Consider the following 24,514-nt stretch of genomic DNA (forward strand, 5'->3'; position numbering starts at 1 on the left):
GCGGGAAATGCCGGCTCAGGCAAGCCGGCAAGCAATAAAGGGGTTAACGACGAGCGGCCGCCTGACGCAGGCGTTCGACCGGTGCCTGCTGAAAATCGAACGATGGCGCCTCGCGCTGCGTCAGCCCCTGGCGCACGATGGCCTTCACGGCCAGGCTGGCGGCAAGATCCTTCCCGGCGATCTGCTCGGCGATGCGCAGCGCTTCTTCCCGGGCCGAGCCCTCGCTGATGCGGGAAATGGCGCCGTGTGACAGGGCCTCCCGCGCACCGACGGTTCTGCCGGTCAGCAGCCAGTCGAGGGCGACATAGGGAGAAACTCGCGCCGGCAAGCGCGCGCATCCGCCTTGCGCGGCGACCAATCCGAGCCCGGTTTCGGGGAAGCTGAAGCGCGCGTTCTGGCCGGCGACGATCAGATCGCAAGCCAGGGCGAGCTCAAAGCCGCCCCCGTAAGCGATGCCGTCAACGGCGGCGATGATCACCTTGGCGATCTGCGCATGGATCAGCCCCCCGAATCCCTCCGGCGTGACGATGGGCAGTTCGCCCTGTCGGAACGCGGTGACATCCATGCCGGCGGAAAATACCGCCGGCTGACCGGCCAGGACGATCGCGCGTATCGTATCGTCATTATCCGCCTGCCGCAGGTAACTGCGGATCAACTTGGCCATCTGCAGGTTGATGGCGTTCTTTTTCTCCGGCCGATTGAGGGTGATGACCGCAACCTGCGCGCCATAACGTTCGTAAAGCACCGGCGGTGATTCACTCATCGCTGGCCTCCCCGCGGAAAAAGATCAGCGTCAACAGCAGGGCGATGGCGCCGAGCGGCAGCGAGAACAGCGGCAAATAGTGGGCCGGCAACGCGTAGAGCGTCAGGCCGCCCAGCATGCCGCCCGCCGCGATGCCGGCGTACAGCACCGAGCTGTTGAGCGACACGGTCAGCGCGCCAAAACGCTTCGACAGCGACAACAGATGATGTTGGATCGGCACCAGATACATCCAGCCGGTAATGCCCCAGATAAGAAAGATGGCCAACACCCACCACGGCGAGGTGACGTAAAAGGCCAGCAGGAACAGGGACAGCGTCTGGATCGCCACCGAAAACAGCAGCACGAATTTGCTGCCTAGGGCGTCGGTCAGCGCGCCGGAGGCAAAATTGCCGATCACCGCGCCAATGCCGAACACCAGCAGCGCCAAAGGCAGAATGGCTTCCGGGCCGAACTGGGTGTCTTTCAACAGCACGCTGACGTAGCTGTAAACAATGTGCTCCGAGCACACGGCGAAAAAGGTGATCAGCAGCGTGGTCAGCACCGCCTTTTGCCGCAGCGGGGCGAGCCGTTCTTTCAACGAATGTTTGCCCGGCGCCGCAATGGCGCGCAGCGCCAGCGACAGGCCGAGCAGCGCCACCGCCCCCAGCAGGGCGATGAACAGAAAGATGTCGCGCCAGCCGATCAGTTTGGCCAGAAAGGTGCCGAACGGAATGCCGAGCGCGATGGCCAGCGTCATGCCGCCATAGACGATGGAAATAGCCAGGCCGCGGCGTTTTTCCGCCACCAGCCCCACCGCGGCTGCGGCGGCCTGCGGGGTGTAACAGGCCGCGCCCAATGCCGCCAGCACTCGGCCGAACGATATCTGCAGGTAGCTGGTGGCCCAGGCGCAGGCCAGGTTGCCGGCGATGAACAGCACCAGCGCCAACTGCAGGATGTGCTTGCGGTTGACGTTGCCCAGCAGCCAGGCGGTCAGAGGCGCAAACAGCATGTAGGCCAGCGCGAATACCGATATCAACTGCCCCGCTTGCGCGGGGCTGACGGCAAATGTCGCGGAAATGTCGCTGAGCACGCCGGCGACGATAAAGGCGTCGGTGCCGATGGCGAAGGTGCCGGTTGCCATCAGACACAGCGTGACCAGATGGCCGTTATAATCCGCTAACTTCATCCCGCCCTCCGCAGATCGTTTACCGCCCAGACCCGGCTCAACGCCGCCAGGAAGGTCTCCACGTCGGCATGGGAATGCGCCGAGGTCGGCGTCACCCGCAGCCGCTCGCTGCCCGCAGGCACCGTCGGGGCATTGACCGGTTGCACGTAAATGTCGTGCTCATCGAGCAGCACTTTACTGATGTGTTTGTTGCGATGGGGATCGCCGACCCGCAGCGGCAGGATATGGCTGTCTGCCGACACCAGCGGGATGCCGGCGGCGCGCAGACCGGTCTTCAGGTGATCGACGATCGCCAGCAGGTGCTTGCGTTGGGTGTCGTGCTCGAGATTGTATTTAAAGCTGGCCAACGCGGCGGCCACCACCGGCGCCGGCGACGAGGTGCTGAAGACGAATGCCGGCGCCCAGCTGCGCACGGCTTCCACCACCGAACGGGGCGCGGCGATATAGCCGCCCGCCGCACCGTAAGACTTACCGAACCCGCCCTGGATAATGGTGATTTTATCCAACAGGCCCAGCTGTTCGGCATAGCCCAGCCCCCGTTCGCCATACACGCCGACCGAATGAATTTCGTCGAGATAGGTCAGCGCCTGATACTGTTCTGCCAGCGCCACAATCTGCGCCAGAGGAGCAAAGTCACCGTCCATGGAATACAGCGACTCAAAGGCGATCAGCTTTGGCCGCGCCGGATCGGCGGCCTGCAGCAGCTCGGCGAGGTGCGCCACGTCGTTATGGCGGAAGATTTTTTTCTCCGCCTTGCTGTAGCGAATCCCGTAAATCATCGAGGCGTGATTCAGTTCGTCAGAGAACACGATCAGATCGGGAATGGCGTCGCACAGGGTGGACAAGGTGGCGTCGTTGGCGCCGAAGCCGGTGGTGAACAGCAGCGCCGACTCTTTGCCGTAGGCGCTGGCCAGCAGCGTTTCCAGTTCAGTGTGATAGACCGAGGTGCCGGAAATGCTGCGGGCGCCGCAGGTGCCTAACCCGACTCGGTTAACCGCGTCGGTGGTGGCCAGCAGCACTTTGGGGTGGTGGCTCATGGCCAGATAGTCGTTTGAGCACCAGACGTTGAGACGGCGCTCGCCTTGCTGCCCGTGGCTGGTGGCCCAGGGTTTGTCCTGCACGCCGCGTTCAAGGTTGAGGAACTCGCGAAAACGCCCCTGTTCTTTGGTTTCCGCCAACTTTTCTTCAAGAATGTTCAGTACGCTCATAGCATGTTCCTTGTGTTAAACGGCTTTAAGGTTTAATGACAGCCCCTGACCGACGCCGACGCACATTGTGACCAATGCGTTGCCGGCCTGCCGATCGCGTAATTCCAGCGCCGCCGACAGCACCAGGCGCGCACCGGACATTCCCAGCGGATGGCCGAGCGCGATAGCGCCGCCGTTTGGGTTGACGCGCGCGTCGCCGGCGTCGATGCGCCAGTGTTTCAGCGCCGCCAGAACCTGCGCGGCGAAGGCTTCGTTAATCTCGATGATGTCAAAATCATTCAGCGTGAAACCGCCGCGCTGCAGTAAGCGCTCGGTGGAAGCGATCGGCCCCAGCCCCATCAGCGCCGGCGCGACGCCGGCGGCCGCGCTGTCGCCGATCTCCGCCAGCGGTTGCCAGCCCTGGCGTTTCACGTAGCGTCCGGAGGCCAGCAGCAGCGCGGCGGCGCCGTCATTGATGCCGGAAGCGTTGCCGGCGGTGACAGAACCACCGGCGGCGAAGGCCGGTTTCAGCGCCTGCAACTGCTGCAGCGTGCTGAGCCGGGGGAATTCGTCCTGTGCGAATATGCGGGTGGTTTTACGATCCGCCGGCACATCCACGGGCGTGATTTCCCGCGCCAATCGACCACTGTCGATCGCCCGGCGGGCTTTTTGCTGCGAGCCCAACGCGAACAGATCCTGTTCCTCGCGTGAGATACCCTGCTGTTGGGCCACGTTTTCCGCCGTGATGCCCAGCGGATCGCTGCCGTAGCGTTCCGCCAGGCGCGGGTTGACAAAGCGCCATCCCAGCGTGGTGTCGTACAGCTTTACCCCCTTGTCGAACGGCGTTTCGCCCTTGCTCAGCACATAGGGCGCGCGGCTCATGCTTTCCACGCCGCCGGCCAGAATCAGTTCGCTGAGGCCGCTGCGGATTTTCGCCGCGGCGTAGATCACCGCATCCAACCCGGAGGCGCAAAGGCGGTTGAGGGTGATGGCCGGCACCGACTGATCCAACCCGGAAAGCAGCGTCGCCATGCGGGCGACGTTGCGGTTGTCTTCGCCGGACTGGTTGGCGCAGCCCAGCACCACTTCATCCAGATCCTGCTGCGCCGCCGGATGGCGCTGAAGCAGGCTGCGAATAATCGTCGCCGCCATATCATCGGGGCGGGTATGCGCCAGGCTGCCGCCATAGGCGCCGATCGCCGTGCGCGTGCCGTCGATCAGATAAACACCGTCATCTTTAATGCTCATCATGGATCCTTAAGGCGTGGTGGTCAGCGCCGGTTGGGCGGCGTGCAGAAGGGTGTAATGCGGCGCATAGCGCGCCGCGTGCAGCAATTGCGCCAGGTTGCTCAGCGTCGTCCTGACATTTTCCTCCCCGAGGCGAGTGAGCCAGCCGAAAATACCGTCGGCGTAGTTCACGCCGGCGACGGCGGCGACATCAATGTCTTCCCGGCTGCAGACGCCGCTTTCCACCATGATCACCGACTCGTTAATCAGGCTGCTGAGCACGCGGGCGACGATCAAGGCCGGGGAATCCTTGATAAACTCCACCTGCGGGATCGCGGTGTGCAGCAGGCGTAAAAACAGCGCCTTATTGGCCGCAGAGGCGTGGCGGCTATGCGCCGCCACCAGGTACGCCGTATCGCCGTAGTTCAGGGCGACATCGACGACAAAGGCGTCCGCCGCGGTCTGTTCGGCAAGCTGGTTTGCCGTGCGGCCATCGGTAACGCTGACGGTGAAAGCGTCATTGACCTGAATGGCGGCGCCCAGGCCCGGTAATGTCGGCCGTTGTTCCACGCGCAGCCGCGGCCATTGCAGGGGGGCCCGCTGCTGTAGCAGGGTAAAGAGAGGATGTTCACCGTAAATGCGTAGCGTCTCGACCTCCGCATCGACGGCGGCCGCAAGCGGCGGGGGAGATTCTTCGGCGGAAAAATAGGAGCGGCCGTTCTTTTTGCCCAACAGACCGGCATCGACCAGCGAGCGCTGCAGATGGCCCGGGGTATAGCGCGGATCGTACTGCATGTCCTGCCAAATTTGCCGGCTGACCTGATAGTTGATGTCCTGACCGATAAAATCGGTCAGCTCGAGCGGCCCCATGCGAAAGTGTCCGCCGGCTTTGAGGGCGCGGTCGATCTGCGGCGCACGCGCCACGTGTTCTTCCAACAGGCGGAACCCTTCCAGATAGTAGGGGCGGGCCATACGGTTGACGATAAATCCCGGCGTGGCCTGACAGACGACATCGCGTTTCCCCAACGCCGCCACCAGTTGACGGCAACGTTCGGTGGTGACCTGTGCGGTAAAATAGGCCGGAATGATTTCAATCAGCTTCATCAGCGGCGCGGGGTTGAAAAAGTGCAAACCGATAAAGCGTTCGCTGTGCGTCACCGCCGTCGCCAGCTTATTAAGCGACAGTGAGGAGGTATTGGTGGCGATCAGCGTGTCGGGCTTGACCGTCGCGGCGATGGCCGCCAGCACCTCGAGTTTGGCTTGCTCATGCTCTGCGATGGTTTCGATCACCAGATCGCTGTCGGCGATGGCCCCAAATTCCGCGGAGAACGTCAGATTAGCCAGCACCGCGTCTTTGTCCTGCAGCGTGAGCTTGCCCTGTTCCACCTTTTTGTTCAGGTCTTGCACGATAGCGTCGCGAGCTTGATTGAGGGTATTGCCGTTGCGATTATAAAGCACCGTACGAATGCTTTTTTGCGCCAAAAGATAAGCGATGCCTCTGCCCATCGTTCCCGCGCCGATAATCGCAGCCGATTGAATTGCCGCATTACTTTCTGCCATAGAAAATCCCCGTCACTGTATGCCATGCGAAATTCGCAAATGCTTATTATCTCTTTGGATTTACGGCGGCACCGGGTGCCTGTGAGGAAAGTAATTGGCGGTGTCTTGGCTGTCTAACGGTAGAAATGACAGGTTTACCTGCAGACGGGGTTATGCTATTCGCGTAGTTTTGCGGCTCAGCCCAATAAAAAGGCTTATTCTGAGGGAAATAAACCGGGGAATAGCTTTTTTCGTTATAGCGTTCGTATTTTTTATTATATGAAACGGCTATTGGCGCCGGGCGGCGATATCCTATAGTGAGTCTGACCTATCGATAAATCGACATCGCTATTTGGAGAACCTGCGTTATGGATACCCGCACTCAACGGCTCATGGCGGAGGTGATTGGCAGTTTGACCGATCGCGAACGTTTTCTGACCCAACTGGGGCGCTGCGTCGAGGCGCTGGGTTTTGATTATTTCTCCTACATCGTTTTTTCCTGTTATCCGGCGAGCCGGCCAAAAATGCGGGTTGAAGGAACGTTTCCAGCGCGCTATCTCGAGGATTATCGGCGGCAGCGGGCGTATTTGCAGGATCCTGTCATCGAGCGAGCCCACCATTCCACGCTGCAATTCCAGTGGGACGAAAGTTTTTATCACGAGCGGCCGGCGCTTTGGCAGCGCATGTCGCAGTTTGGTCTGCACACCGGGTGGTCGCAATCGGTCAAGGATTGCTATGGCCGCCTGGGGATCCTGACTTTTGCCGGCAAGACGCTGCCGCAGCAAACGCCGCAGGCCGGCGCGGTGAATGAACTCTTTTTCCTTTGGCTGGCGCAAACCGCCCACAAAACGCTGCGTGAAGCGTTGATATCGGTGAACGACGAAGCGATAAAAGATGTGCTGACGCTGCGCGAGAAAGATATCTTGCGCTGGTGCAGCGAAGGCAAAACGGCGGAAGAGATCGCGCTGCTGATGGGGGTGAGTGAACGTACGATCAATTTCCATATCGGTAACTCGATTAAAAAACTTTCGGTCGCCAATAAGACCGCAGCCACCGCCAAAGCCGTTTATTTACAGCTGATTTAATTGCGAGAAATAAATAATTAATCGCCTATCAGTTAGCGGCGCGATGTTTATATTTTGTTAAATTAAGCATTGTCCTGATCAGTATTTACCCCCGATCACAAAAGCGTGATAAAGCGGTTCACCGCGCCCGTGCGCGGCAGTACTCTGTAGGCACCCGGTTTACATAGAAAGGATGTGATATGTACAAGACTATTTTAGTGCCGATAGATATTGAAGAGGATCTGTTGACCGAGCATGCGCTGAAGCATGTGGAATATTTGGCGAAGATGTCCGGCGCTAAAGTGCATTTTTTCCATGCGCTGCCGGATGCCTCGGCTTTTGTTACTGCCTATTCGTTCGGTCTCAAGGAGTTTGAGAATCAGGCGGAAGTGAAGGCGGTGGAGAAGCTGAAGAAAATCATGTCGGAAATCGATCTGCCGTTAGATCGCCTCAATTACACCGTCAGCTTTGGCTCTGCGCGCGATCAGGCGCTGGAACTGGCGGAAGAGATCGACGCCGATCTGATCATCATCGGTTCGCGTCGCCCGAGCGTGAAAACTTATCTGTTGGGCTCCAACGCCGCCGCCATCGTTCGCCATGCCAATATATCGGTGATGGTGGTCCGATAATCCTCCTTTAAGCCCGCCGTTTTCATGCGCGTTCTGCGGTCGCCGGTCGGCCGCAGAACGCAGGCTGCTTTATTGCCATCTCAGCCTGAGCTGCTACGATTTTAGCTGACGTTTTTTATGCCGACTGGGCCAGCGGCCTTGCGCATATTCTTTATTTCAGCCAGAAGAGGGGCAGCCATGCCATTAGAAGTCGATGGGATCATCAGAGGCGATCGAGGCAGTGAACCGAGCCATTGGCAACATACGCCAACCAAACCGCTTATCACGCTGACCTGGCATCACACCATCCCCTGGAACTGTTTACGTAATGTCTGGAATGGTCTGGTGGCTGGCGAGCACTGGAACGCGCTCGACGAGTTTATGAATCTGATCGGTGTGCCTAACCGCGCCGAGGTGCTCAAACAGATCAAGAATGAAAATCTGCAGGATCGCGATGGGTTACATACCCTGGTGACCTGGCAAGGCTGGAATATCGTCGAGGGTCCGGGTAACGAATATCGCGCGCAGGGTGACGATCCCGGTGAAAATTTCGACGACTGGTCCGGCAAAGGCATGAGCACGAATCAGCAAGCGACGCTACAGCAGGTCAAAGTGTTGTATCAGGTGATGGCACCGCTGGGAAGCCGCGCGCTGGACGCCGCCAGACAGGCGCCGAACATTACTGCGGAAGAAGCGAGCGTCTTGCAACGAACGATTAAACAGACCCGCCCAACGTTGCGCGGAAAGGAACCGATCCGGTGGCAAGAGGGCATGTGGCACAAAGTGCAACCTGGTAAAGAGGCGAAACATTTCGCCCAATGGGACAGCAAACCCGTGTGGCGCAAGCGCCTGCACAGCGACTTGGCTCAGGCAGGCTAAACTTCGCCCCGCGCCGGATTGGCGGCGCGGGGGCATCAATTCGGCGCTAATCGCACAGCGCCGCTATCTCGTCGTACAGCGTCCTGGGGATTTCCACGCCGTATTGTTCGCTGTGGCGTCGTTGCCGATAGCGCCGCTCGCCGGGAATGCGGGCGCCTTGCGCTTGCATGTCGGCAAACATCGCCTCCGCGCTGGCGAAATACCGCTCCTTATCCGCGCCGAGAAAACGCTCGGGATCCAACGCGATGATCAGTTCACCGCCGTAGGGCGATGAACCCGTGCCGTCGTCATAGGCCAGCGATTCTTTGCTGGTCATGTCGCCGATCAGCGGCCCAGCCAACAATTCAACCATGGCCGCCAGCGCCGAGCCTTTATGGCCGCCGAAAGTCAGCATCGCGCCCTCCAACACGCTGGCGGCGTCGGTGGAGGGGTTGCCTGCCTTATCAATGCCCCAGCCTTCCGGCAGCGGGGTGCCGGCGCGGCGATGCAATTCGATTTCGCCGCGCGCCGCCGCGCTGGTGGCCATGTCGAACAAAAACGGCGGCCGAGCCGGGCGCGGCCAGCCGAAGGCGATGGGGTTGGTGCCGAATAGCGGGCGTGAGCCGCCGGCCGGCGTCACCCAGGCGTGGCTGGGCGTGCAGGCTAAGGCCACTAAACCCTGTTCGGTCAGCGGTTCGATGTCGGCCCACAGCGCGGAGAAATGCACGCAGCGGTTGATCGCCAGGGCGGCGATGCCGTTGGCGCGCACCTTATCGATAAAGGCCGGCAGAGCGGTGCGGTAGGCGAGCAGGGAAAAGGCGCCGCCGGCATCGGCGCGCAAGATGGCCGGCGCCTGGTCGAAGAGCCTGGGTTTCGCATCGGCAGAGACTTTGCCCGCCCGTAATGAGCGGACGCAGCCCAACAGCCGGTACAACCCGTGCGAAGCACAGCCGTCGCGCTCGCCCTGAATGACATTTTGCGCCACTGTCTCGGCATGCGCCTGATTGAAGCCGTTGCAGCGCAGTGCGCGTAGCGCCAGTTGATAAGCGTGTTCCAGCGACAAAACGTGCATGGTTGTCATTTCGATGTCCTCCCTGGGTCATTCTTCTTCATCGCCGATAAAATTGGCCTGGGGTAAACAGGTATAGGCGCCCCAGTAGTAAATCGCCAGCGCAATCACCGCCATGGTGAGGGTGTCCCACGGATGAGCAATAGCGCCGATGCCGCCGAAACTGCTAAGGTAGGAAAGCGCGATCGTCAGCGCATAGAAGACGATTAGCCACAGCGAGGACCAAATTTGCTGCCTGAGGCTAACGGCGTGGGTCGGCACCTGATTCTTGAACAGGATGTAGATGAAGAACATCAGTATCTGCAAGCCGAGCAGCCAGGAGACGGTGTCCCAGCCGGACCAGAAGACGATCAGCGCCGAAATGATAAATGACAGCGGGCCGAGCACGCAGAAACCGCGCACCCGGAACGGACGCGGCATATCGGGCGCATTGCGCCGCAGCCCGGCGGCGGTGACCGGGGCGATGGCGTAACTCAGCACCAGCGCGGCGGACACCACGCCGATCAGCTTTTCCCACGATGGGAACGGCAGCGTCCAGAAGACCGAGAGGGCGAAGGTCAGCCACAACGCCGGGCGCGGGATACCGGATTCACCATCCACCCGGGTGAACAGTTTGAAGAAGGTGCCGGCGCGCGCCCACCCGTAGATCACGCGAGGCGTGGCGTTCATGTAGATGTTGCCGGTGCCGCTGGGCGAAACGATCGCGTCGCTGACCACCAGAAACGCCAGCCATCCCATGCCGAGCGTGATGGCGATATCGCGGAAAGGCAGGGAAAACTGTTGGCTGATGCCGGCCCAGCCGCCGCTCAGCATCTCGCTGGGGATACTGCCGAGAAACGCTATCTGCAGCAGCACATAGATGATGGTGGACAGCACTACCGACAGGATCAGCGCGATGGGAATGGTGCGCTGCGGTTTTTGCACCTCGCTGGCGACCGAAATGATCGGCGTCAGGCCGAGGTAGGCGAAGATGATGCCGCCGGCGGAAATGGCGGCTTCAACCCCGGCGGAGCCGAAGGGGGCAAAGCCCTGGCTGTGCAGGTTTTCCGGTTTGAAAAAGCTGAACAGCACCACGATCACCAACAGCGGCACCAGAAACTTCAGCACGCTGATGAGATTATTGGATTTGGCGAAGGTTTTGACGCTGTAGTAGTTGAGCGCGAAGAAAAAGCACAGCAGCGCCAACTGCACCAGCCAGCCGAGCGCTGTCGGATCGCCGGAACCCGGCTGGCTGAGGAGCGGGAACCAGGCGGCGGCGTACTGACGGGCGGCGACGACCTCGATAGCGATCAGGCTGGAGAAGGCGATCAGCGTGATAAACCCCAGCAGATAGCCCATCAATTCGCCGTGCGAGAACACCGGATAGCGAATGATGCCGCCGGCGCGCGGCAGGGCGGCGCCCAGCTCGCAGTAGACGATGCCCAGCAGCAGCACCGCCAGGCCGCCGATCAGCCAGGAATAGATGCCGGCGGGGCCGGCGATGGAGGAGACATGGCTGGCGGCGAACAGCCAGCCTGAGCCGAATATGGCGCCCAGACCGATGAACGTCAGATCGGTGAGCGTAAGCTGCTTCTTGAATTTGCCTTGGGTTGTCATGGTATTACCCTTTTGTTATTGAGTGGCAGGCAGATGCGGCCGGGCTAATGTTGAGCAGGTGAAACTATGGGATCTCGGGTGTAAACGCCGTTCACCAGCCGCAGCAGGTTGAGCGGGTTGGCGTCCTGCAGCGGCGGCGGCAGCAGCGCCGCTGGGGTGTTTTGCAGGCAGATCGGCCGCAGGAAACGCTCGATGGCCAGCGTGCCTACCGAGGTGCCGCGTGCGTCGCTGGTCGCCGGATAAGGGCCCCCGTGCACCATGGCGTCGCACACCTCTACCCCGGTTGGATACCCGTTGAACAGCACCCGGCCGGCTTTGCGCGTCAGCAATGCCGTCAGCCCGGCGGCCATATCGAGATCGCCGTCTTCCGCCAGCAGCGTGACGGTCAGCTGGCCTTGCAACGCCGCCAGCGCCGCATGCAACTGCGCTTCGTTATCTACCGCCACCAGCACGCTGGCCGGGCCGAAGACCTCTGTTTGCAGCAGCGGATCGGCCTGCAGCAGCAATGTTTCCTCCGCCTGATAAAGCTGCGCCGCTGCCCGGTGGGGCAGAATCTCGCGCCCCCCCGCCAGATGCCGTATGTGCGGATGGGCATCGAGCGCGACCAGCCCGCGCCGGTAGTGCTCCAGCGTGCCGGCATTCAGCATCGGCTGTGGGGGGGCGGCGTCGACCAATGCGCTCATCGTCGCGGCCAACCGTTCGAAGGCGACGCCGCGCAGCGCGACGATCACGCCGGGCTTGGTGCAAAACTGGCCACAGCCGAGTGTGAAGGAGGAGACCAGTTCCTGCGCGATGTGCTGCCCGCGCCGAGCCAACGCCTGCGGCAGGATCACGACCGGGTTAATGCTCGACATCTCGGCGAAGACCGGGATCGGCTGGGGACGCTGCGCGGCCAGATCGAACAGCGCCCGGCCGCCTTGCAGTGAGCCGGTAAACCCCACGGCCTGAATCGCCGGATGCTGCACCAGCTCGGCTCCGACACGGTTGCCGAAGATCATGTTGAAGACGCCGGCGGGCATGCCCATACGTTCCCTTGCGCGCTCGATCGCCTGAGCGGTCAGCTCGGCGGTGATCATATGGCCGCTGTGTGCCTTGAACACGACCGGGCAGCCGGCGGCGAGCGCGGCGGCGGTATCACCGCCCGCGGTGGAAAACGCCAGCGGAAAGTTGCTGGCGCCGAACACCGCCACCGGACCGAGCGCCGTGCGATATTGACGCAGGTCGGGACGCGGCAGAGGAGAACGCTGCGGCAACGCGCAGTCGATGCGCACGCCCTCGACGTCGCCGCGTCGCAGCAGCGTGGCGAACAGTCGCATCTGGCCGCTGGTTCTGGCGCGTTCGCCGCTTAACCGCGCCGGCGGCAGGGCAGTTTCCTGCATGGCGAAGGCGAAGAAGGTCTCATCCAACGCGTCCAGCTCCTCGGCGATGGCGTCGAGAAAACTCGCGCGTTGTTCGGCGCTGCATTGCGAATAGGGATCAAAGGCCGCCGCGGCGGCTTCGGCGGCGGCGGCGGTTTCTGCCGCCGTAGCCTGGTGGAAGCGGTAGCCGATCGGCTGACCGTCGTCGGCGCGCAGGCTGAGCAGCGCCGCTTCTCCCGTAGCACGGCGCTGGCCGCCGATAAATTGTTGGCCGCTGATGGCGGCATCGCGAGCGTTGGGCATGGGTCCCCCCGGTAGAGAAAGTGCGACGCCCGGCGTGGCCGGGCGGTGAAGGCGTTACAGGCCGACGTTCGGCAGCGCGGGACGAGTGGCCAGCGCTTTATCGATCACGGCGTTGATTTCGGAGAGCGTTTCCCCCTGCAGCGCCAGACGCGGCGGGCGAGTGACGGCGCTGCCGCGGCCGACCCGCTGTTCGCACAGCTTGATGCATTGCACCAGATCGGGGCGGGCATCGAGATGCAGCAGCGGCATGAACCAGCTGTACAGCGCCAGCGCTTCCTCATAGCGTTTTTCCTTCGCCAGACGGAACAGGGTTTCCCCTTCGCGCGGGAAAGCGTTGGACATGCCGGAGATCCAGCCTTGCGCGCCGACGGCGATGCTCTCCAGCACCACATCATCCAACCCGGCGAACAGTACGAAGCGATCGCCGACTTCGTTGCGCAGATCGATAAAGCGGCGGGTGTCGCCCGACGAGTCTTTGAAACACACGATGTTCTCGCAGTCGACCAGTGAGGTCAGGATGTCGGGCGTGACGTCATTTTTGTAAATGGGAGGGTTGTTGTAGACCATGATCGGCAGATCGGTAGCGCCGGCGACGCTGCGAAAGTGCGCGGCGGTTTCGTGCGGCTTGGCGGAGTAGACCAGCGCCGGCATCACCATAATGCCGTCGACGCCGGCCTTTTGCGCTTCACGCGCCATGTTTTGCGCGAAGGCGGTGGTGAATTCGGCGATGCCGGCGATCACCGGCACTTGGCCGTCGGCGGCGTCCCTTGCCACTTCGATCACCGCCAGCTTTTCCTGTACCGTCATCGAGGTGTTTTCACCGACGGTGCCGCAGACGACCAGGCCGGAGACGCCGTCACGCACCAGGTTTTTGATCACCGTATGCGTGGCGTCGAGGTCCAGAGAAAAATCGTTGCGGAACTGGGTCGTCACCGCCGGGAATACGCCGCTCCAGCTTAGGGTTTTATGGCTCATCGTGTTTGTCCTGTCGTCCGAAAGTGTTAATAAAAAGTGAATCTTTGGTGAGGCTCACCGACAGATTGACCGGTATTGCACAGGGAGGCTTGACGCTTTTCGCCGATTGCTGCGACGAAATTGGCACAATGGCGCCGGAAAGCGGGCATGCAGAAATCGGGCGCCGGTGCGCCATAAAGAATGCTTTTAATGCGGTAAATCAGCGAATTAAGCGGAAAGCGTCAGGCGGAAATCGCGCGGTGTGGAACCGGTCATCGCTTTGAACTGACGGCTGAAGGCGCTGTGATCGGTATAGCCGCACTGCAGCGCGATGTCGGTGATCGGCAGCTCGCCCGCCAGCAGTTCCGTGGCCTTTTCCAGCCGCACTTTGTGGATCATCTGGCGCGGAGTGAGGTGGAAGATACGTTTGCAGTAGCGTTCTATCTGCGCCACCGATAACCCGGTCAACGCCGTCAGCTCCTCGAGCGCGATCGGCCGGGCGTAGTGGCGGCGGATGTATACGTCGATCGCGGCCAGCCGTTGGTAAGCCGGATGATTGGCTTTGGCCTCTTGCAGATCGTGTGAAATGCCCGCCATTCCGATGATTTTTCCCTGCGCGTCGTACAGCGCCAGCTTTTGCGTCAGGCACCAGCCGGTTTCACGGCCGTTGTACAGGTGCATTTCCAGCTGATCCTGGATCAGCACGCCGTGGCGCAATACCCGCAGATCTTGCTCGGTGTAGCCGGATCCGAGCTGCGCGGGGAAAACGTCGGCGGACGTCTTGCCCAGCAGCGGCGCGACGGTCTTGAAGCCGCAGCGCCTGGCCAGCGTCAGGTTGGCCAACAGGTAGCGCGCCTGGGCGTCTTTGATAAAGAACACCACATTGGGAATCGCGTTCAGCAACGGCGCGATCAGCGCCAGCGTATTGAGCAGATCGCGCAGGTTGTTCGGACGCTGCTGCGCCAGCCCGTCGCACAGGCGCGACAAATGTTCGACGGCGAAAACGTCCTCCTGATCCGGCAGCTCCACCAGGGCAGGCGGTGAGGGAGAAATCTGATGTTGATGGTCTGAAATGGATCGCATAGCAGTCCCTTTTCGGTCGTTAGCCGGAAAAACAGGCGGCCAGGTTGGCGCTTTCGCATCAATATTAACTTTTTTGTAACGAATCAAGCGCTATTTCCGGCTGGCTACCAAATATGCGGATCGCCGCATACTTTTGCCGGACGGCGCGCGCCGGTTGCTTGAAAACTGCGGTATTTCTCGCTACGCGGTGGTCTAGCATGAAAGTAACGTAATGATAAATAAGTTATTGTTATGGTTGCGTTAAACGTATGCCCGTGATGGGCCAGGCTAGCCTGTCCTCATTGTGCTGATTTCTTCATTCGCCACGCCGAAACGCATCAAGCCGTCATGCGCGCATTCGTTCAGGCTAACGCTATTGGTAACATCTCATTAACCCTGGAGACGCCGATGGCACTTTCTGCGCATATCACCGCTTTGCGGGCGATCGATTCTCATACCGGCGGGGAGCCGACCCGGCTGATCGTCGAAGGCTTCCCCGACCTTGGCGAAGGCAGCATGGCGGAACGGCGGGCGCATTTCGCGCAACATTATGACGATTGGCGCTGCGCGGTGATGCTCGAACCCCGCGGCAATGACGTGTTGGTGGGGGCGTTGCTGTGTCGGCCTTGTTCGCCGCAGGCTACCGCCGGGGTGATCTTTTTCAACAACACCGGCTATCTGGGCATGTGCGGCCACGGTACTATCGGGCTGATTGCTTCGTTGGCGCATCTCGGGCGCATCCGCGCCGGGCGTCATCTGATCGAGACCCCGGTCGGCCCGGTGAACGCCACGCTGCATGATGACGGCAGCGTTACCGTAGAGAACGTGGCGGCTTATCGTTATCGCCACCAGGTGCGAGTTGAGGTGGCCGGTTACGGCCCGGTGACGGGGGACATTGCCTGGGGGGAAACTGGTTTTTTCTCATCGGCGAGTCGCCGTTGACCATCGATAAACACAATCTGGAGGCGCTGACCGCGTTCACCTGGGCGGTCCGGCAGGCGCTTGAACAGGCGGGCATTCGTGGCGAAGACGGCGGGGCGATCGACCATATCGAGCTGTTCGGTGACGATCCGCAGGCCGACAGCCGCAGCTTCGTGTTGTGCCCCGGCAAAGCCTACGATCGATCGCCGTGCGGCACCGGCACCAGCGCCAAGCTGGCGTGTCTGGCGGCGGACGGCAAACTGGCGCCCGATATGCACTGGCGCCAGGCCAGCGTCATCGGCAGCGAATTCCAGGCTTATTACCGCTGGAACGGCGAGCGCATCACCCCCTTTATTCGTGGGCAGGCTTATGTATGCGCCGATAGCCAACTGTTGCTCGACGAACGCGATCCTTTTGTCTGGGGCATACGCTGATGGGCGGCGGACGGGGAGTTGATGCCATCGTGGTGGGTGCCGGCATCATCGGCGCCGCCTGCGCCTGGCGGTTGGCGAGGGAGGGGTACCGCGTCTCGGTGGTGGACGACTGTCGCGCCGGCGCCACCGCCGCCGGCATGGGGCACCTGGTATGCATGGACGACAACCCGGCCGAGCTGGCGTTGAGCGCTTATTCGCTGCGGTTATGGCGTGAAGTGACGGGCCGGATGCCGCAAGCCTGCGCCTGGCGCGGCTGCGGAACGCTGTGGTTAGCGGAGCAAGCGAATGAAATGGCCATCGCCGAACAAAAGCGGGCGCGGCTGGCGGAGCAGGGCGTGGCGGCGGAACTGCTGACGGCGGAGCAGGTTGCCGCTATGGAGCCGATGCTGCGGCAGGGGCTCGCCGGTGGGCTGCGGGTGCCGGGCGACGGCATTTTGTATGCGCCGCAGGCGGCGCGTTGGCTGTTGGCCGACGCTGGCGTGGCGATCGATGTGGTGCAGGGTGAAGCGATCGCGCTGGACGAGGCGGCGGTGCGATTGGCGGACGGCAGAGAGCTGGCGGCGCCGGTGGTCGTCTTGGCCTGCGGCCTGCGGGCCAATGATTTGTTATCGCAGCCGTTGCTGCGTGCCAAGAAGGGCCACCTGGCGATCACCGATCGTTATCCGCCGCGGGTGCGGCATCAGTTGGTGGAGCTGGGGTATGGCGCCAGCGCGCATGCCAGCGACGGCGCTTCCGTGGCGTTCAATGTGCAGGCGCGGCCCACCGGGCAATGGCTGATCGGTTCTTCCCGCCAGTTCGATTCCGTCGATTCGTCATTAGATATGCCGCTGCTGGCGGCGATGCTCATGCGCGCGCAGCATTTCTTGCCCACACTGGCGCAGCTGAACATCATTCGCTGTTGGACCGGGCTGCGCGCCGCCTCTGCCGATGGATTGCCGCTGTTGGGCGCACATCCGCGGCATACCTGGTTGTGGTTGGCGTTGGGGCACGAGGGGCTGGGCGTCACGACCGCCCTCGGCAGCGCCGCGCTGCTTGCTGCGCAGATCGGCCGGCAGGCGCCGGAGATTGATGATTCCCCGTATTTGGCGGCGCGGGCGTTTGCCGCCGAGGAGCTGCCCGTATGAAAGAGAGGCAAAACACGCTCGCGTTGAGCATCGACGGCAAACCCTACCGGGTGCCGGTTGGCATCAGCGTTGCCGCGGCGCTCAGTTTGTGCGGCGGGGATCATTGCCGGTTGTCGATTTCACGCCAGCCGCGCGCACCATTTTGCGGCATGGGCGTTTGTCAGGAGTGCCGGGTAACCATTAACGGTCTGCGCCGCCTGGCGTGCCAGACGTTGTGCCAATCCGGCATGCGGATTGAGAGGAGCGATGATGAGTGACTTCGATTGCGAGGTGCTGATCGTCGGCGCCGGGCCGGCCGGCATGGCGGCAGCGCTGGCGGCGGCGGAAAACGGGGGGCAGATACGGGTGATCGATGATAATCCGCACCCCGGTGGGCAAATCTGGCGTGATGGGCCGCAGGTGGCTTTGACTGAAGCGGCGAGACGATATCGGCAGGCGATGGCGGCGCGGGAAAATATTGTGCTGCACTCCGGCTGCAAGCTGGTGGCGCAGTGTGGCGCTAACCGATTGGCGTATGAAGACGCCGAAGGCTGCGGCGTGATTCGCTATCAAAAGCTGATTCTATGCAATGGCGCCCGTGAGCTGCTGCTGCCGTTTCCTGGCTGGACGTTGCCGGGAGTGAGCGGCGCCGGTGGTCTACAGGCGCAAATCAAGCAGGGGCTGGCGATCCGCGGCGAGCGGGTGGTGATAGCCGGCAGCGGTCCGTTGCTGCTGGCGGTGGCGAAAAGTGTGAAACAGGCCGGTGGCGAGGTCGTGCTGGTAGCGGAACAGGCGGCTCTGCGGCGATTGGCGGCGTTCGCCGGCGGCCTGTGGCGTTGGCCGTCCAAGCTGCGTCAGTCGTTTTCTCTGATTCAGCCTCATTACCGTGCCGATAGCCGAGTATTGGCGGCATTGGGGCAAGAGCGCTTGACGTCAGTGCGCGTCGGTAACGGCGGGCGGGAAAGTATGGTGGCCTGCGACAGGCTGGCCTGCGGCTTCGGTTTGGTGGCGAATATTGAACTGGCGATGCTGCTGGGATGCCGGATCGCACACGACGCCGTCGCGGTGGATTATTGGCAGCAAACCAGCCAGGCGCAAATTTATGCCGCCGGGGAGTGTACCGGTATCGGCGGCAGTGAATTGGCGCTCACCACCGGCGCCATCGCCGGTTATGCCGCCACCGGGCAAAAGGCAAAAGCCGAATCCCTGACGGTGCAGCGGCGGCGATGGCGGCGTTTCGCCACGTCGACAGCGGCCGCTTTTGCGCTTGATGAACGCACGAGTTATCTGGCCAAACCGCAGACGCTGCTGTGCCGCTGCGAAGACGTCACGCTGGAACAGGTATGCCATCAACCTGACTGGAACACGGCCAAGCTGAGCAGCCGCTGTGGTATGGGAGCCTGTCAGGGCAAGGTTTGTGCGACGGCGGCGCGGCACCTGTTGGGGTGGCCTTTGCCGCCGCCACGCGTCCCTTTAACGCCGGTGCGGACGGAAACGCTGGTTGCTCTGGGAAGGCATTGCAGCGACGACGATAATTGATGGGACATCGCGGCAGTGGCGTTTCAGTCCAAATCGATTTCGCTGCATCACCACTGCGGCCAATAGTAGGTTTTCTCTCGCCAGCCCTTGCCGTACATGCAAGCCTCGATGGTGGCGTTTCGGGCTGACTGATTGCGATCGGTCTGTACCGTTTTGATCGACGGCTCTTTGTCATAGCGATATCCCGATGGACAATCTTTCTTATTCTTCTCGCAAGGGATGTATTTGTTTTCGTAGCTGAACTCTACGTCCCGCACGACGTCTGGCGGGAAGCGATCGTAGCCCCGACTGCGGCATTCGGCATATTCGGCATTTCGGGTGCTCTCAACTGCGCCGGGTCTTTCCCATTGGGTACAGGCAGTCATCATCAATAACGGCAAAACAATCAAACAACGGTAATTCTTCATGGTGTCCCTAACTCTTCCTCTATCCTGGTGATCACTGACTAGGAATCTTCCCAACCAGCGATGCGAAAAAGTGTAATCAACTGACGACACAATTGGAAATGATAATGGTTATTGTTTAGGTGTGATTGAGGCAACGGCACCCTGAAATGCGCCGTCGGCGATAGGGGAGAGGCTTACAAGGGGCAGATCTTACGATGAGAGTGTGTGGGCAGAGCGATTTTATATCTTTTCTCTTTTTGCTGCATGGCTTGGTCATTATCTCAGCGTTATGAGAGGGAAGAACAGTATGCAAGCTAAGTATTTTCTTATCCTGTTTAAATGGAATTTTGAATTAAGATATTTACCCATGGCCAAGTTTTAATGCACGGTATTAATGCTCTATTTTTTTATTTCTGTTTTTTTATTGTGCCTTTATTTTCGGAATTCTTCCATTAAATACTTTTTAGTTACAGGGAATTCATTTGCATTTTAAATTTGGATTTTTTAAATTCAGCTCAGATGAGGGATAACCGTTAGCGACAGGTTCAAAAAAGGAGTTTATTTTGTCTGGGATAAAGAAAACGCCTGAAAGCCATGGCGGTTTGCCTTCACCATCAGGGGATTATGATAATTTTAAGCACCTTTCCGATGTTGGCACCGTGTTGGGATATGGGCGAACTCGCTTTTATCAGTGGTGCCGCGGACGCGGATTTCTAACGCCGATGAATGTTCCTTCGCATGAAATGCTCAGTCTGGGATATATGGTGGCAGTGCTGTCAGAGACCGGTCATACCCGGGTTTACGTCACGCCGGATGGCTTCAGCTACGTCAGTGACGCGTTTGCGGCAGATATCCAACGCGGCATGGTAAAGTTTTAAATTTTTAAAAATCGCCTTTATTTCAAGGTCTTCAATACAGAATCTTCTTATCCGGAAAGACGCGCAGGGCGATGAGTAGGAAGTTATCCGATTTTTTCGTCTTTGCGACATGAAGGCTACTGACAGCAGCTATTCTCTTGTTACGATAAGCATTATTTTTTCAGGAGCCAAGGATGAAGCATTACGCCGCGTTGTTGTTCGCCTCTGCACTGTTGACGGGATGTGCGACCCAAGCCGTACCACCGCAACAGGCTGAATTACCGCCCCCAAGCCGTCTGATGCTTTATCAGAATATCCCGGATACGCCATACGCCACGGTGGTGGTGGTGCGCGACAGTGGAATGCTGGCGGGTAGCTGCCGCACCGGCGTTTATGTGAATGGGGAGTTCGCCGCTTCGCTGGGCGCGAAAGAAAAAGCGGAGTTTCGCGTGCCGCCGGGCAATACTTCGGTGAGCATCGGGCAAGATATGATAGAGAACTCTCTGTGTATTTGGCGTGATACCAGCGGCAGCGTGCCGATGACGCTGCGCGCCGGTGAAAGCCGCTATCTGCGTATCGCCGGCGATCGGCAGCGAGGCTTCGTTTTGCAGGCAGGGCGGCCGTAACCGCCCAGGCAAGGGCGTTAACGCCCTTGCCACCATCCCCACAGCGTAATTAATAGCCACGCCGCCGCAATCCAGCACAGTACCGCCGCACCCAACGCTAACGACAGCCGCAGACTGTTAATCAGGAAATACAGCGAAATCAAATACACCAGATAGGGCAACACCGCCCACATGCCGAAAATCAGCGTCGTTTTCAGCGCCGCTATTGAACGTTCGCTGCCGACAACATAATGCGCAATCAAAGCGAAAGTGGGGAAGAGCGGGACTAAACCGGCGATATAATAGTTGCGCGTTTTGGCCAGCAGGCCGATCAGAACCACGACCAGCGCGCCTATCAGCGCTTTGACAAGGATGCCCATAACGGTCTCGGGTGTCGGGGGAAAGCCAACACACTGCCCGAAAGCCTGAGCAGAATCAATGGCGTATTGCGTAGTGCGGGGAAAAACAGACCCGCATGAATCGCGGGTCTGAGCGGCAACGTTTACTGGCGGTAAGCGTGCTTGATTTGCTGAATGCTGTTCTTGAAGATTTCCGCCTGAGTCGGATCTTCAATCTGGGCGATGAAACGTTCCATGTTGATGATGACTTTCCCGGCATCGGCCTGGCCGATCGACTTCAGGATCAGCGTCAGCGTGGCTTTGAGGCAGGCAACCTCGGTCGCCAAGATCTCCGGGTTTGCAGACGTAGTGAAATCAACGTTGCTCATTTTCTCTCCTGATTTTTGAGGCCGTAGCCTGATACAAGCTGCTTTAGCGCACCGCGCGCGGACTATAGGCAAGTTGCCCACGCACGGCGGCGAATTTAACTGGGCGCGGAGTATAGCATAGCATGCGTCAGCCATCTGCACCGGGCTTGCTCTGGCGGCGCTGGTGGGTGAAGTTTGCTCATTGCACGTCCGGGTCATCCATTGTCGGCCAGTTATTTCGAGGCGGTTAACAAGTATTTGCCCGGCTCGTTATTGTTGAACAATCGGGGTTATTATAATTATTAGGGGCGGGTGGCACTGATTTTGCCGGCGTTGGTCGGTAATAATAGTTTTGTACGCCGGCTGTCAGGCTCGCGTTGGCCGCGGCTTTAAATATCAAATGATTACAAACAGCCAACAGCCGTGTTAATATTATTCATGTCGTGATTGCTTACACAGATTTCTCCCTCGCGGCATGATTGTCGCGCTATCCTGTGTCTGACGCAGCGCGACGAAATTATTTTCGTCGCTCGATCTTTTCCGACGTGACGATTTATCGGCGGCATAGACGGCTAAAATTGAAAAATCAGCTATGCTCCGCAAAGTTATTCGGAAGTATGTATTAATCTGTGTTCATTCTTGTCTGAAAAACAAGTAATATCTCTGGCGAAAACAGAGGCTGATTGCGTTACTCCCTTTTTTTGGAGAATTTTCCTTGATTAGCGTTCTTCTTGTTGATGACCACGAACTGGTGCGCGCAGGGATACGACGCATTCTTGAAGATATCAAAGGTATAAAAGTTGTCGGTGAGGCCCAGTGCGGTGAAGACGCCGTAAAATGGTGCCGTGGCAACGCTGTCGATATCGTGCTGATGGACATGAATATGCCGGGCATTGGCGGGCTGGAAGCCACGCGCAAGATTGTGCGTTATGCACCCGACGTCAAAGTCATCATGCTGACTATCCATACCGAAAATCCCTTGCCCGCGAAGGTGATGCAGGCGGGTGCCGCCGGCTACCTGAGCAAGGGCGCCGCGCCGCAGGAAGTGATTAACGCCTTGCGTTCCGTGCATGCGGGGCAGCGCTACATCGCGTCTGACATCGCCCAGCAAATGGCTCTGAGCCAGCTGGAGCCGCAGGCCGAAACGCCGTTCAGCTGCCTGTCTGAGCGCGAGCTGCAGATCATGTTGATGATCACCAAAGGCAAAAAAGTGAATGAGATCTCGGAGCAACTGAGTCTCAGCCCGAAAACGGTGAACAGTTACCGTTACCGTATGTTCAGCAAATTGAATATCAGCGGCGACGTCGAACTGACCCACCTGGCCATCCGACATGGATTGTTCAATGCGGAGACGTTGTTAAGCAGTGAATGACCGTTTTGATGCCAAAGCTTTCCTGAGTACCGTCACCAGCCAACCTGGCGTCTATCGTATGTATGACGCCACTGGCACGGTGATCTACGTCGGTAAAGCCAAAGACCTGAAAAAACGTCTCGCCAGCTATTTTCGGCAGCAGGTCAGCAGCCGTAAAACCGAAACGCTGGTTAAAAATATCGCGCAAATAGACGTAACGGTTACCCATACCGAAACAGAAGCGCTGTTGTTGGAACATAACTACATTAAATTGTACCAACCGCGATATAATGTTCTTTTGCGAGACGATAAATCTTATCCGCTGATTTTTCTCAGCGCCGATACCCATCCCCGTTTAGCGGTGCATCGCGGCGCCAAACACGCCAAGGGCGAATATTTCGGTCCTTTTCCCAACTCTTACGCCGTGCGCGAAACGCTGGCGCTGCTGCAGAAGTTGTTCCCGATCCGCCAGTGCGAAAACAGCGTGTATCGCAACCGCTCGCGCCCGTGTCTGCAGTATCAGATCGGCCGCTGTCTGGGCCCTTGCGTCGCCGGCCTGGTGAGTGAAGAAGAGTACCGGCAACAGGTGGACTACGTGCGGCTGTTTCTTTCGGGCAAAGATCAACAGGTGTTGCACCAGCTGATTGCCCGCATGGAAGAAGCCAGCAAGCTGCTCAATTTCGAAGAGGCGGCGCGCATACGCGATCAAATTCAGGCCGTGCGCCGCGTTACCGAGCGGCAGTTCGTCTCGGGCGACAGTGACGATCTGGATGTCATCGGCGTGGCGTTCGACGCCGGTATGGCATGCCTGCACGTGCTGTTCATCCGTCAGGGCAAGGTGTTGGGCAGCCGAAGCTATTTCCCTAAGGTGCCGGGCGGTACGGATATGAGCGAAGTGGTGCAGACTTTCGTCGGCCAGTTTTACCTGCAGGGCAGCCAGGCGCGCACGCTGCCCGGCGAGATCCTGTTGGATTTCAGCTTGCCGGAAAAGGACCTGCTCGCAGAATCGCTCTCCGAGTTGGCGGGGCGCAAGATCCAAATTCAAAGCAAGCCGCGCGGCGACCGCGCCCGTTATCTGAAGCTGGCCCGCACCAACGCGGCAACGGCGTTGACCACCAAGCTTTCGCAACAGTCGACGATCCATCAGCGGCTGGCGGAATTGGCCAAGGTGCTGAATCTGGCGGAAATCAATCGTATGGAGTGCTTCGATATCAGCCATACCATGGGCGAACAGACCGTAGCTTCGTGCGTGGTGTTCGACGGAAACGGCCCGGTGCGTTCGGAGTATCGGCGCTACAATATTAGCGGCATCACCCCCGGCGATGACTACGCGGCGATGACGCAGGTGCTGAAACGCCGTTACGGCAAAGCGCTGGAAGAGAAAAAAATCCCGGATGTCATTTTCATCGACGGCGGCAAAGGGCAGCTCGGCATGGCGATCGACGTGTTCAACTCGCTGAACGTCACCTGGGACAAGAATAAACCGTTGCTGATCGGCATCGCCAAAGGCGCCGATCGCAAGGCCGGGTTAGAAACGTTGTTCTTCGTGCCGGAAGGCGAAGGGATTTCGTTGCCGCCGGATTCGCCGGCGCTGCATGTGATCCAACACATCCGCGATGATTCACATAATCATGCGATTACCGGTCACCGGCAGAGAAGGGCGAAAGTCAGAAATACCAGCGCACTGGAACTGATTGAGGGCGTAGGGCCGAAACGGCGCCAGGTGCTGTTGAAGTATATGGGCGGACTGCAACCTTTGTTGAACGCCAGCGTGGAGGAAATTGCAAAAGTGCCGGGTATTTCACAAGCATTGGCAGAAAAGATCTACAATGCATTGAAACACTGAGGGCAATGTAGCA

At 59.6% G+C, this 24,514-nt stretch carries 23 protein-coding genes and 1 pseudogene; 11 read left to right on the forward strand and 13 right to left on the reverse strand.

Going from position 1 to position 24,514, the window contains the following annotated elements; genetic code table 11:
- Window positions 1-43: 43 nt before the first annotated feature.
- The 5 genes from ACMGG9_RS07610 to ACMGG9_RS07630 are packed head-to-tail and all read right to left on the reverse strand — an operon-like array spanning window position 44 to window position 5,902.
- Window positions 44-763 (reverse strand): enoyl-CoA hydratase-related protein, encoded by a 720-nt coding sequence (locus tag ACMGG9_RS07610; protein WP_046686800.1) that lies wholly within the window; start codon window positions 761-763, stop codon window positions 44-46.
- Window positions 756-1,928 carry an MFS transporter gene (locus tag ACMGG9_RS07615; RefSeq protein ID WP_033642618.1) on the reverse strand — a complete coding sequence of 391 codons (1,173 nt, stop codon included), beginning with the start codon at window positions 1,926-1,928 and terminating at the stop codon, window positions 756-758. Before ACMGG9_RS07615 ends, ACMGG9_RS07610 begins: the two co-directional genes overlap by 8 nt.
- A complete protein-coding gene (gene hemA / locus ACMGG9_RS07620) occupies window positions 1,925-3,136 on the reverse strand; it encodes a 5-aminolevulinate synthase (protein WP_414162016.1) in 1,212 nt (403 codons plus the stop codon). The genes ACMGG9_RS07615 and hemA overlap by 4 nt, the downstream gene beginning before the upstream one ends.
- 15 nt (window positions 3,137-3,151) lie before the next feature.
- Window positions 3,152-4,363: an acetyl-CoA C-acyltransferase gene (locus ACMGG9_RS07625; RefSeq protein WP_089191485.1), complete on the reverse strand. Its 1,212-nt coding sequence runs from the start codon at window positions 4,361-4,363 to the stop codon at window positions 3,152-3,154.
- A 9-nt stretch (window positions 4,364-4,372) separates the two neighbouring features.
- Window positions 4,373-5,902 carry a 3-hydroxyacyl-CoA dehydrogenase NAD-binding domain-containing protein gene (locus tag ACMGG9_RS07630; RefSeq protein WP_414162017.1) on the reverse strand — a complete coding sequence of 510 codons (1,530 nt, stop codon included), beginning with the start codon at window positions 5,900-5,902 and terminating at the stop codon, window positions 4,373-4,375.
- 347 nt (window positions 5,903-6,249) lie between these two features.
- Here ACMGG9_RS07630 and ACMGG9_RS07635 point away from each other — a divergent pair, with 347 nt between their 5' ends.
- The 3 genes from ACMGG9_RS07635 to ACMGG9_RS07645 all read left to right on the forward strand — a co-directional run bounded on the left by ACMGG9_RS07635 (window position 6,250) and on the right by ACMGG9_RS07645 (window position 8,432).
- Window positions 6,250-6,966: an autoinducer binding domain-containing protein gene (locus ACMGG9_RS07635; protein WP_033642622.1), complete on the forward strand. Its 717-nt coding sequence runs from the start codon at window positions 6,250-6,252 to the stop codon at window positions 6,964-6,966.
- 179 nt (window positions 6,967-7,145) lie between these two features.
- Window positions 7,146-7,574, forward strand: coding sequence for a universal stress protein (locus ACMGG9_RS07640; protein WP_033642623.1), 429 nt, complete (start codon window positions 7,146-7,148; stop codon window positions 7,572-7,574).
- Window positions 7,575-7,751: 177 nt separating this feature from the next.
- On the forward strand, window positions 7,752-8,432 hold the full coding sequence (locus ACMGG9_RS07645; RefSeq protein ID WP_033642624.1) for a hypothetical protein: 681 nt from the start codon (window positions 7,752-7,754) through the stop codon (window positions 8,430-8,432).
- A gap of 46 nt (window positions 8,433-8,478) precedes the next feature.
- Here ACMGG9_RS07645 and ACMGG9_RS07650 read toward each other — a convergent pair whose 3' ends face one another.
- The 5 genes from ACMGG9_RS07650 to ACMGG9_RS07670 all read right to left on the reverse strand — a co-directional run bounded on the left by ACMGG9_RS07650 (window position 8,479) and on the right by ACMGG9_RS07670 (window position 14,774).
- Window positions 8,479-9,492, reverse strand: coding sequence for an Ldh family oxidoreductase (locus ACMGG9_RS07650; protein WP_033642625.1), 1,014 nt, complete (start codon window positions 9,490-9,492; stop codon window positions 8,479-8,481).
- A gap of 18 nt (window positions 9,493-9,510) precedes the next feature.
- On the reverse strand, window positions 9,511-11,076 hold the full coding sequence (locus ACMGG9_RS07655) for an APC family permease (RefSeq protein WP_033642626.1): 1,566 nt from the start codon (window positions 11,074-11,076) through the stop codon (window positions 9,511-9,513).
- A 44-nt stretch (window positions 11,077-11,120) separates the two neighbouring features.
- Complete coding sequence (locus tag ACMGG9_RS07660) at window positions 11,121-12,737, reverse strand: aldehyde dehydrogenase (NADP(+)) (RefSeq protein WP_342173881.1); 1,617 nt, start codon at window positions 12,735-12,737, stop codon at window positions 11,121-11,123.
- 54 nt (window positions 12,738-12,791) lie between these two features.
- Window positions 12,792-13,712, reverse strand: coding sequence for a dihydrodipicolinate synthase family protein (locus tag ACMGG9_RS07665; protein WP_033650710.1), 921 nt, complete (start codon window positions 13,710-13,712; stop codon window positions 12,792-12,794).
- A gap of 207 nt (window positions 13,713-13,919) precedes the next feature.
- Window positions 13,920-14,774, reverse strand: coding sequence for an AraC family transcriptional regulator (locus tag ACMGG9_RS07670; protein ID WP_033642629.1), 855 nt, complete (start codon window positions 14,772-14,774; stop codon window positions 13,920-13,922).
- Window positions 14,775-15,161: 387 nt separating this feature from the next.
- Here ACMGG9_RS07670 and ACMGG9_RS07675 point away from each other — a divergent pair.
- The 4 genes and pseudogenes from ACMGG9_RS07675 (at window position 15,162) to ACMGG9_RS07690 (ending at window position 18,750) form a co-directional block, all read left to right on the forward strand.
- Window positions 15,162-16,108: pseudogene (locus ACMGG9_RS07675) on the forward strand (4-hydroxyproline epimerase).
- Window positions 16,108-17,232, forward strand: coding sequence for an NAD(P)/FAD-dependent oxidoreductase (locus ACMGG9_RS07680; RefSeq protein ID WP_089194525.1), 1,125 nt, complete (start codon window positions 16,108-16,110; stop codon window positions 17,230-17,232). Before ACMGG9_RS07675 ends, ACMGG9_RS07680 begins: the two are co-directional and overlap by 1 nt.
- A complete protein-coding gene (locus tag ACMGG9_RS07685) occupies window positions 17,229-17,489 on the forward strand; it encodes a (2Fe-2S)-binding protein (RefSeq protein WP_033642632.1) in 261 nt (86 codons plus the stop codon). The genes ACMGG9_RS07680 and ACMGG9_RS07685 overlap by 4 nt, the downstream gene beginning before the upstream one ends.
- Complete coding sequence (locus tag ACMGG9_RS07690; RefSeq protein ID WP_342173882.1) at window positions 17,482-18,750, forward strand: FAD/NAD(P)-binding oxidoreductase; 1,269 nt, start codon at window positions 17,482-17,484, stop codon at window positions 18,748-18,750. Before ACMGG9_RS07685 ends, ACMGG9_RS07690 begins: the two co-directional genes overlap by 8 nt.
- A gap of 47 nt (window positions 18,751-18,797) precedes the next feature.
- Here the strand turns inward: ACMGG9_RS07690 and ACMGG9_RS07695 are convergent, their stop codons facing one another.
- Entirely contained in the window at window positions 18,798-19,157 is a 360-nt protein-coding gene (locus tag ACMGG9_RS07695) for a hypothetical protein (protein WP_033642634.1), read from the reverse strand.
- Window positions 19,158-19,699: 542 nt separating this feature from the next.
- Between ACMGG9_RS07695 and ACMGG9_RS07700 the strand changes: the two genes are divergently transcribed.
- Window positions 19,700-20,014, forward strand: a complete 315-nt coding sequence (locus ACMGG9_RS07700) for a hypothetical protein (protein ID WP_033642635.1) — start codon at window positions 19,700-19,702, stop codon at window positions 20,012-20,014.
- 173 nt (window positions 20,015-20,187) lie between these two features.
- The gene (locus ACMGG9_RS07705) at window positions 20,188-20,619 is read left to right on the forward strand and encodes a hypothetical protein (RefSeq protein ID WP_033642636.1); all 432 of its coding nucleotides are present in this window, start codon (window positions 20,188-20,190) and stop codon (window positions 20,617-20,619) included.
- A gap of 17 nt (window positions 20,620-20,636) precedes the next feature.
- On the opposite strand, the gene ACMGG9_RS07710 is transcribed toward ACMGG9_RS07705, so the two are convergent.
- Window positions 20,637-20,978, reverse strand: coding sequence for a GlpM family protein (locus ACMGG9_RS07710; RefSeq protein ID WP_025302360.1), 342 nt, complete (start codon window positions 20,976-20,978; stop codon window positions 20,637-20,639).
- Window positions 20,979-21,100: 122 nt separating this feature from the next.
- A complete protein-coding gene (locus tag ACMGG9_RS07715) occupies window positions 21,101-21,325 on the reverse strand; it encodes a DUF2594 family protein (RefSeq protein WP_004927950.1) in 225 nt (74 codons plus the stop codon).
- A 694-nt stretch (window positions 21,326-22,019) separates the two neighbouring features.
- Here ACMGG9_RS07715 and uvrY point away from each other — a divergent pair.
- On the forward strand, window positions 22,020-22,676 hold the full coding sequence (uvrY, locus tag ACMGG9_RS07720; protein WP_004927947.1) for a UvrY/SirA/GacA family response regulator transcription factor: 657 nt from the start codon (window positions 22,020-22,022) through the stop codon (window positions 22,674-22,676).
- Complete coding sequence (gene uvrC / locus ACMGG9_RS07725; protein ID WP_071845073.1) at window positions 22,669-24,501, forward strand: excinuclease ABC subunit UvrC; 1,833 nt, start codon at window positions 22,669-22,671, stop codon at window positions 24,499-24,501. Before uvrY ends, uvrC begins: the two co-directional genes overlap by 8 nt.
- The last annotated feature ends 13 nt before the right edge of the window (window positions 24,502-24,514 follow it).

The sequence above is a fragment of the Serratia sp. BNK-10 genome (assembly GCF_047456065.1).
GTDB classification, from domain to species: Bacteria; Pseudomonadota; Gammaproteobacteria; order Enterobacterales; family Enterobacteriaceae; genus Serratia; species Serratia ureilytica.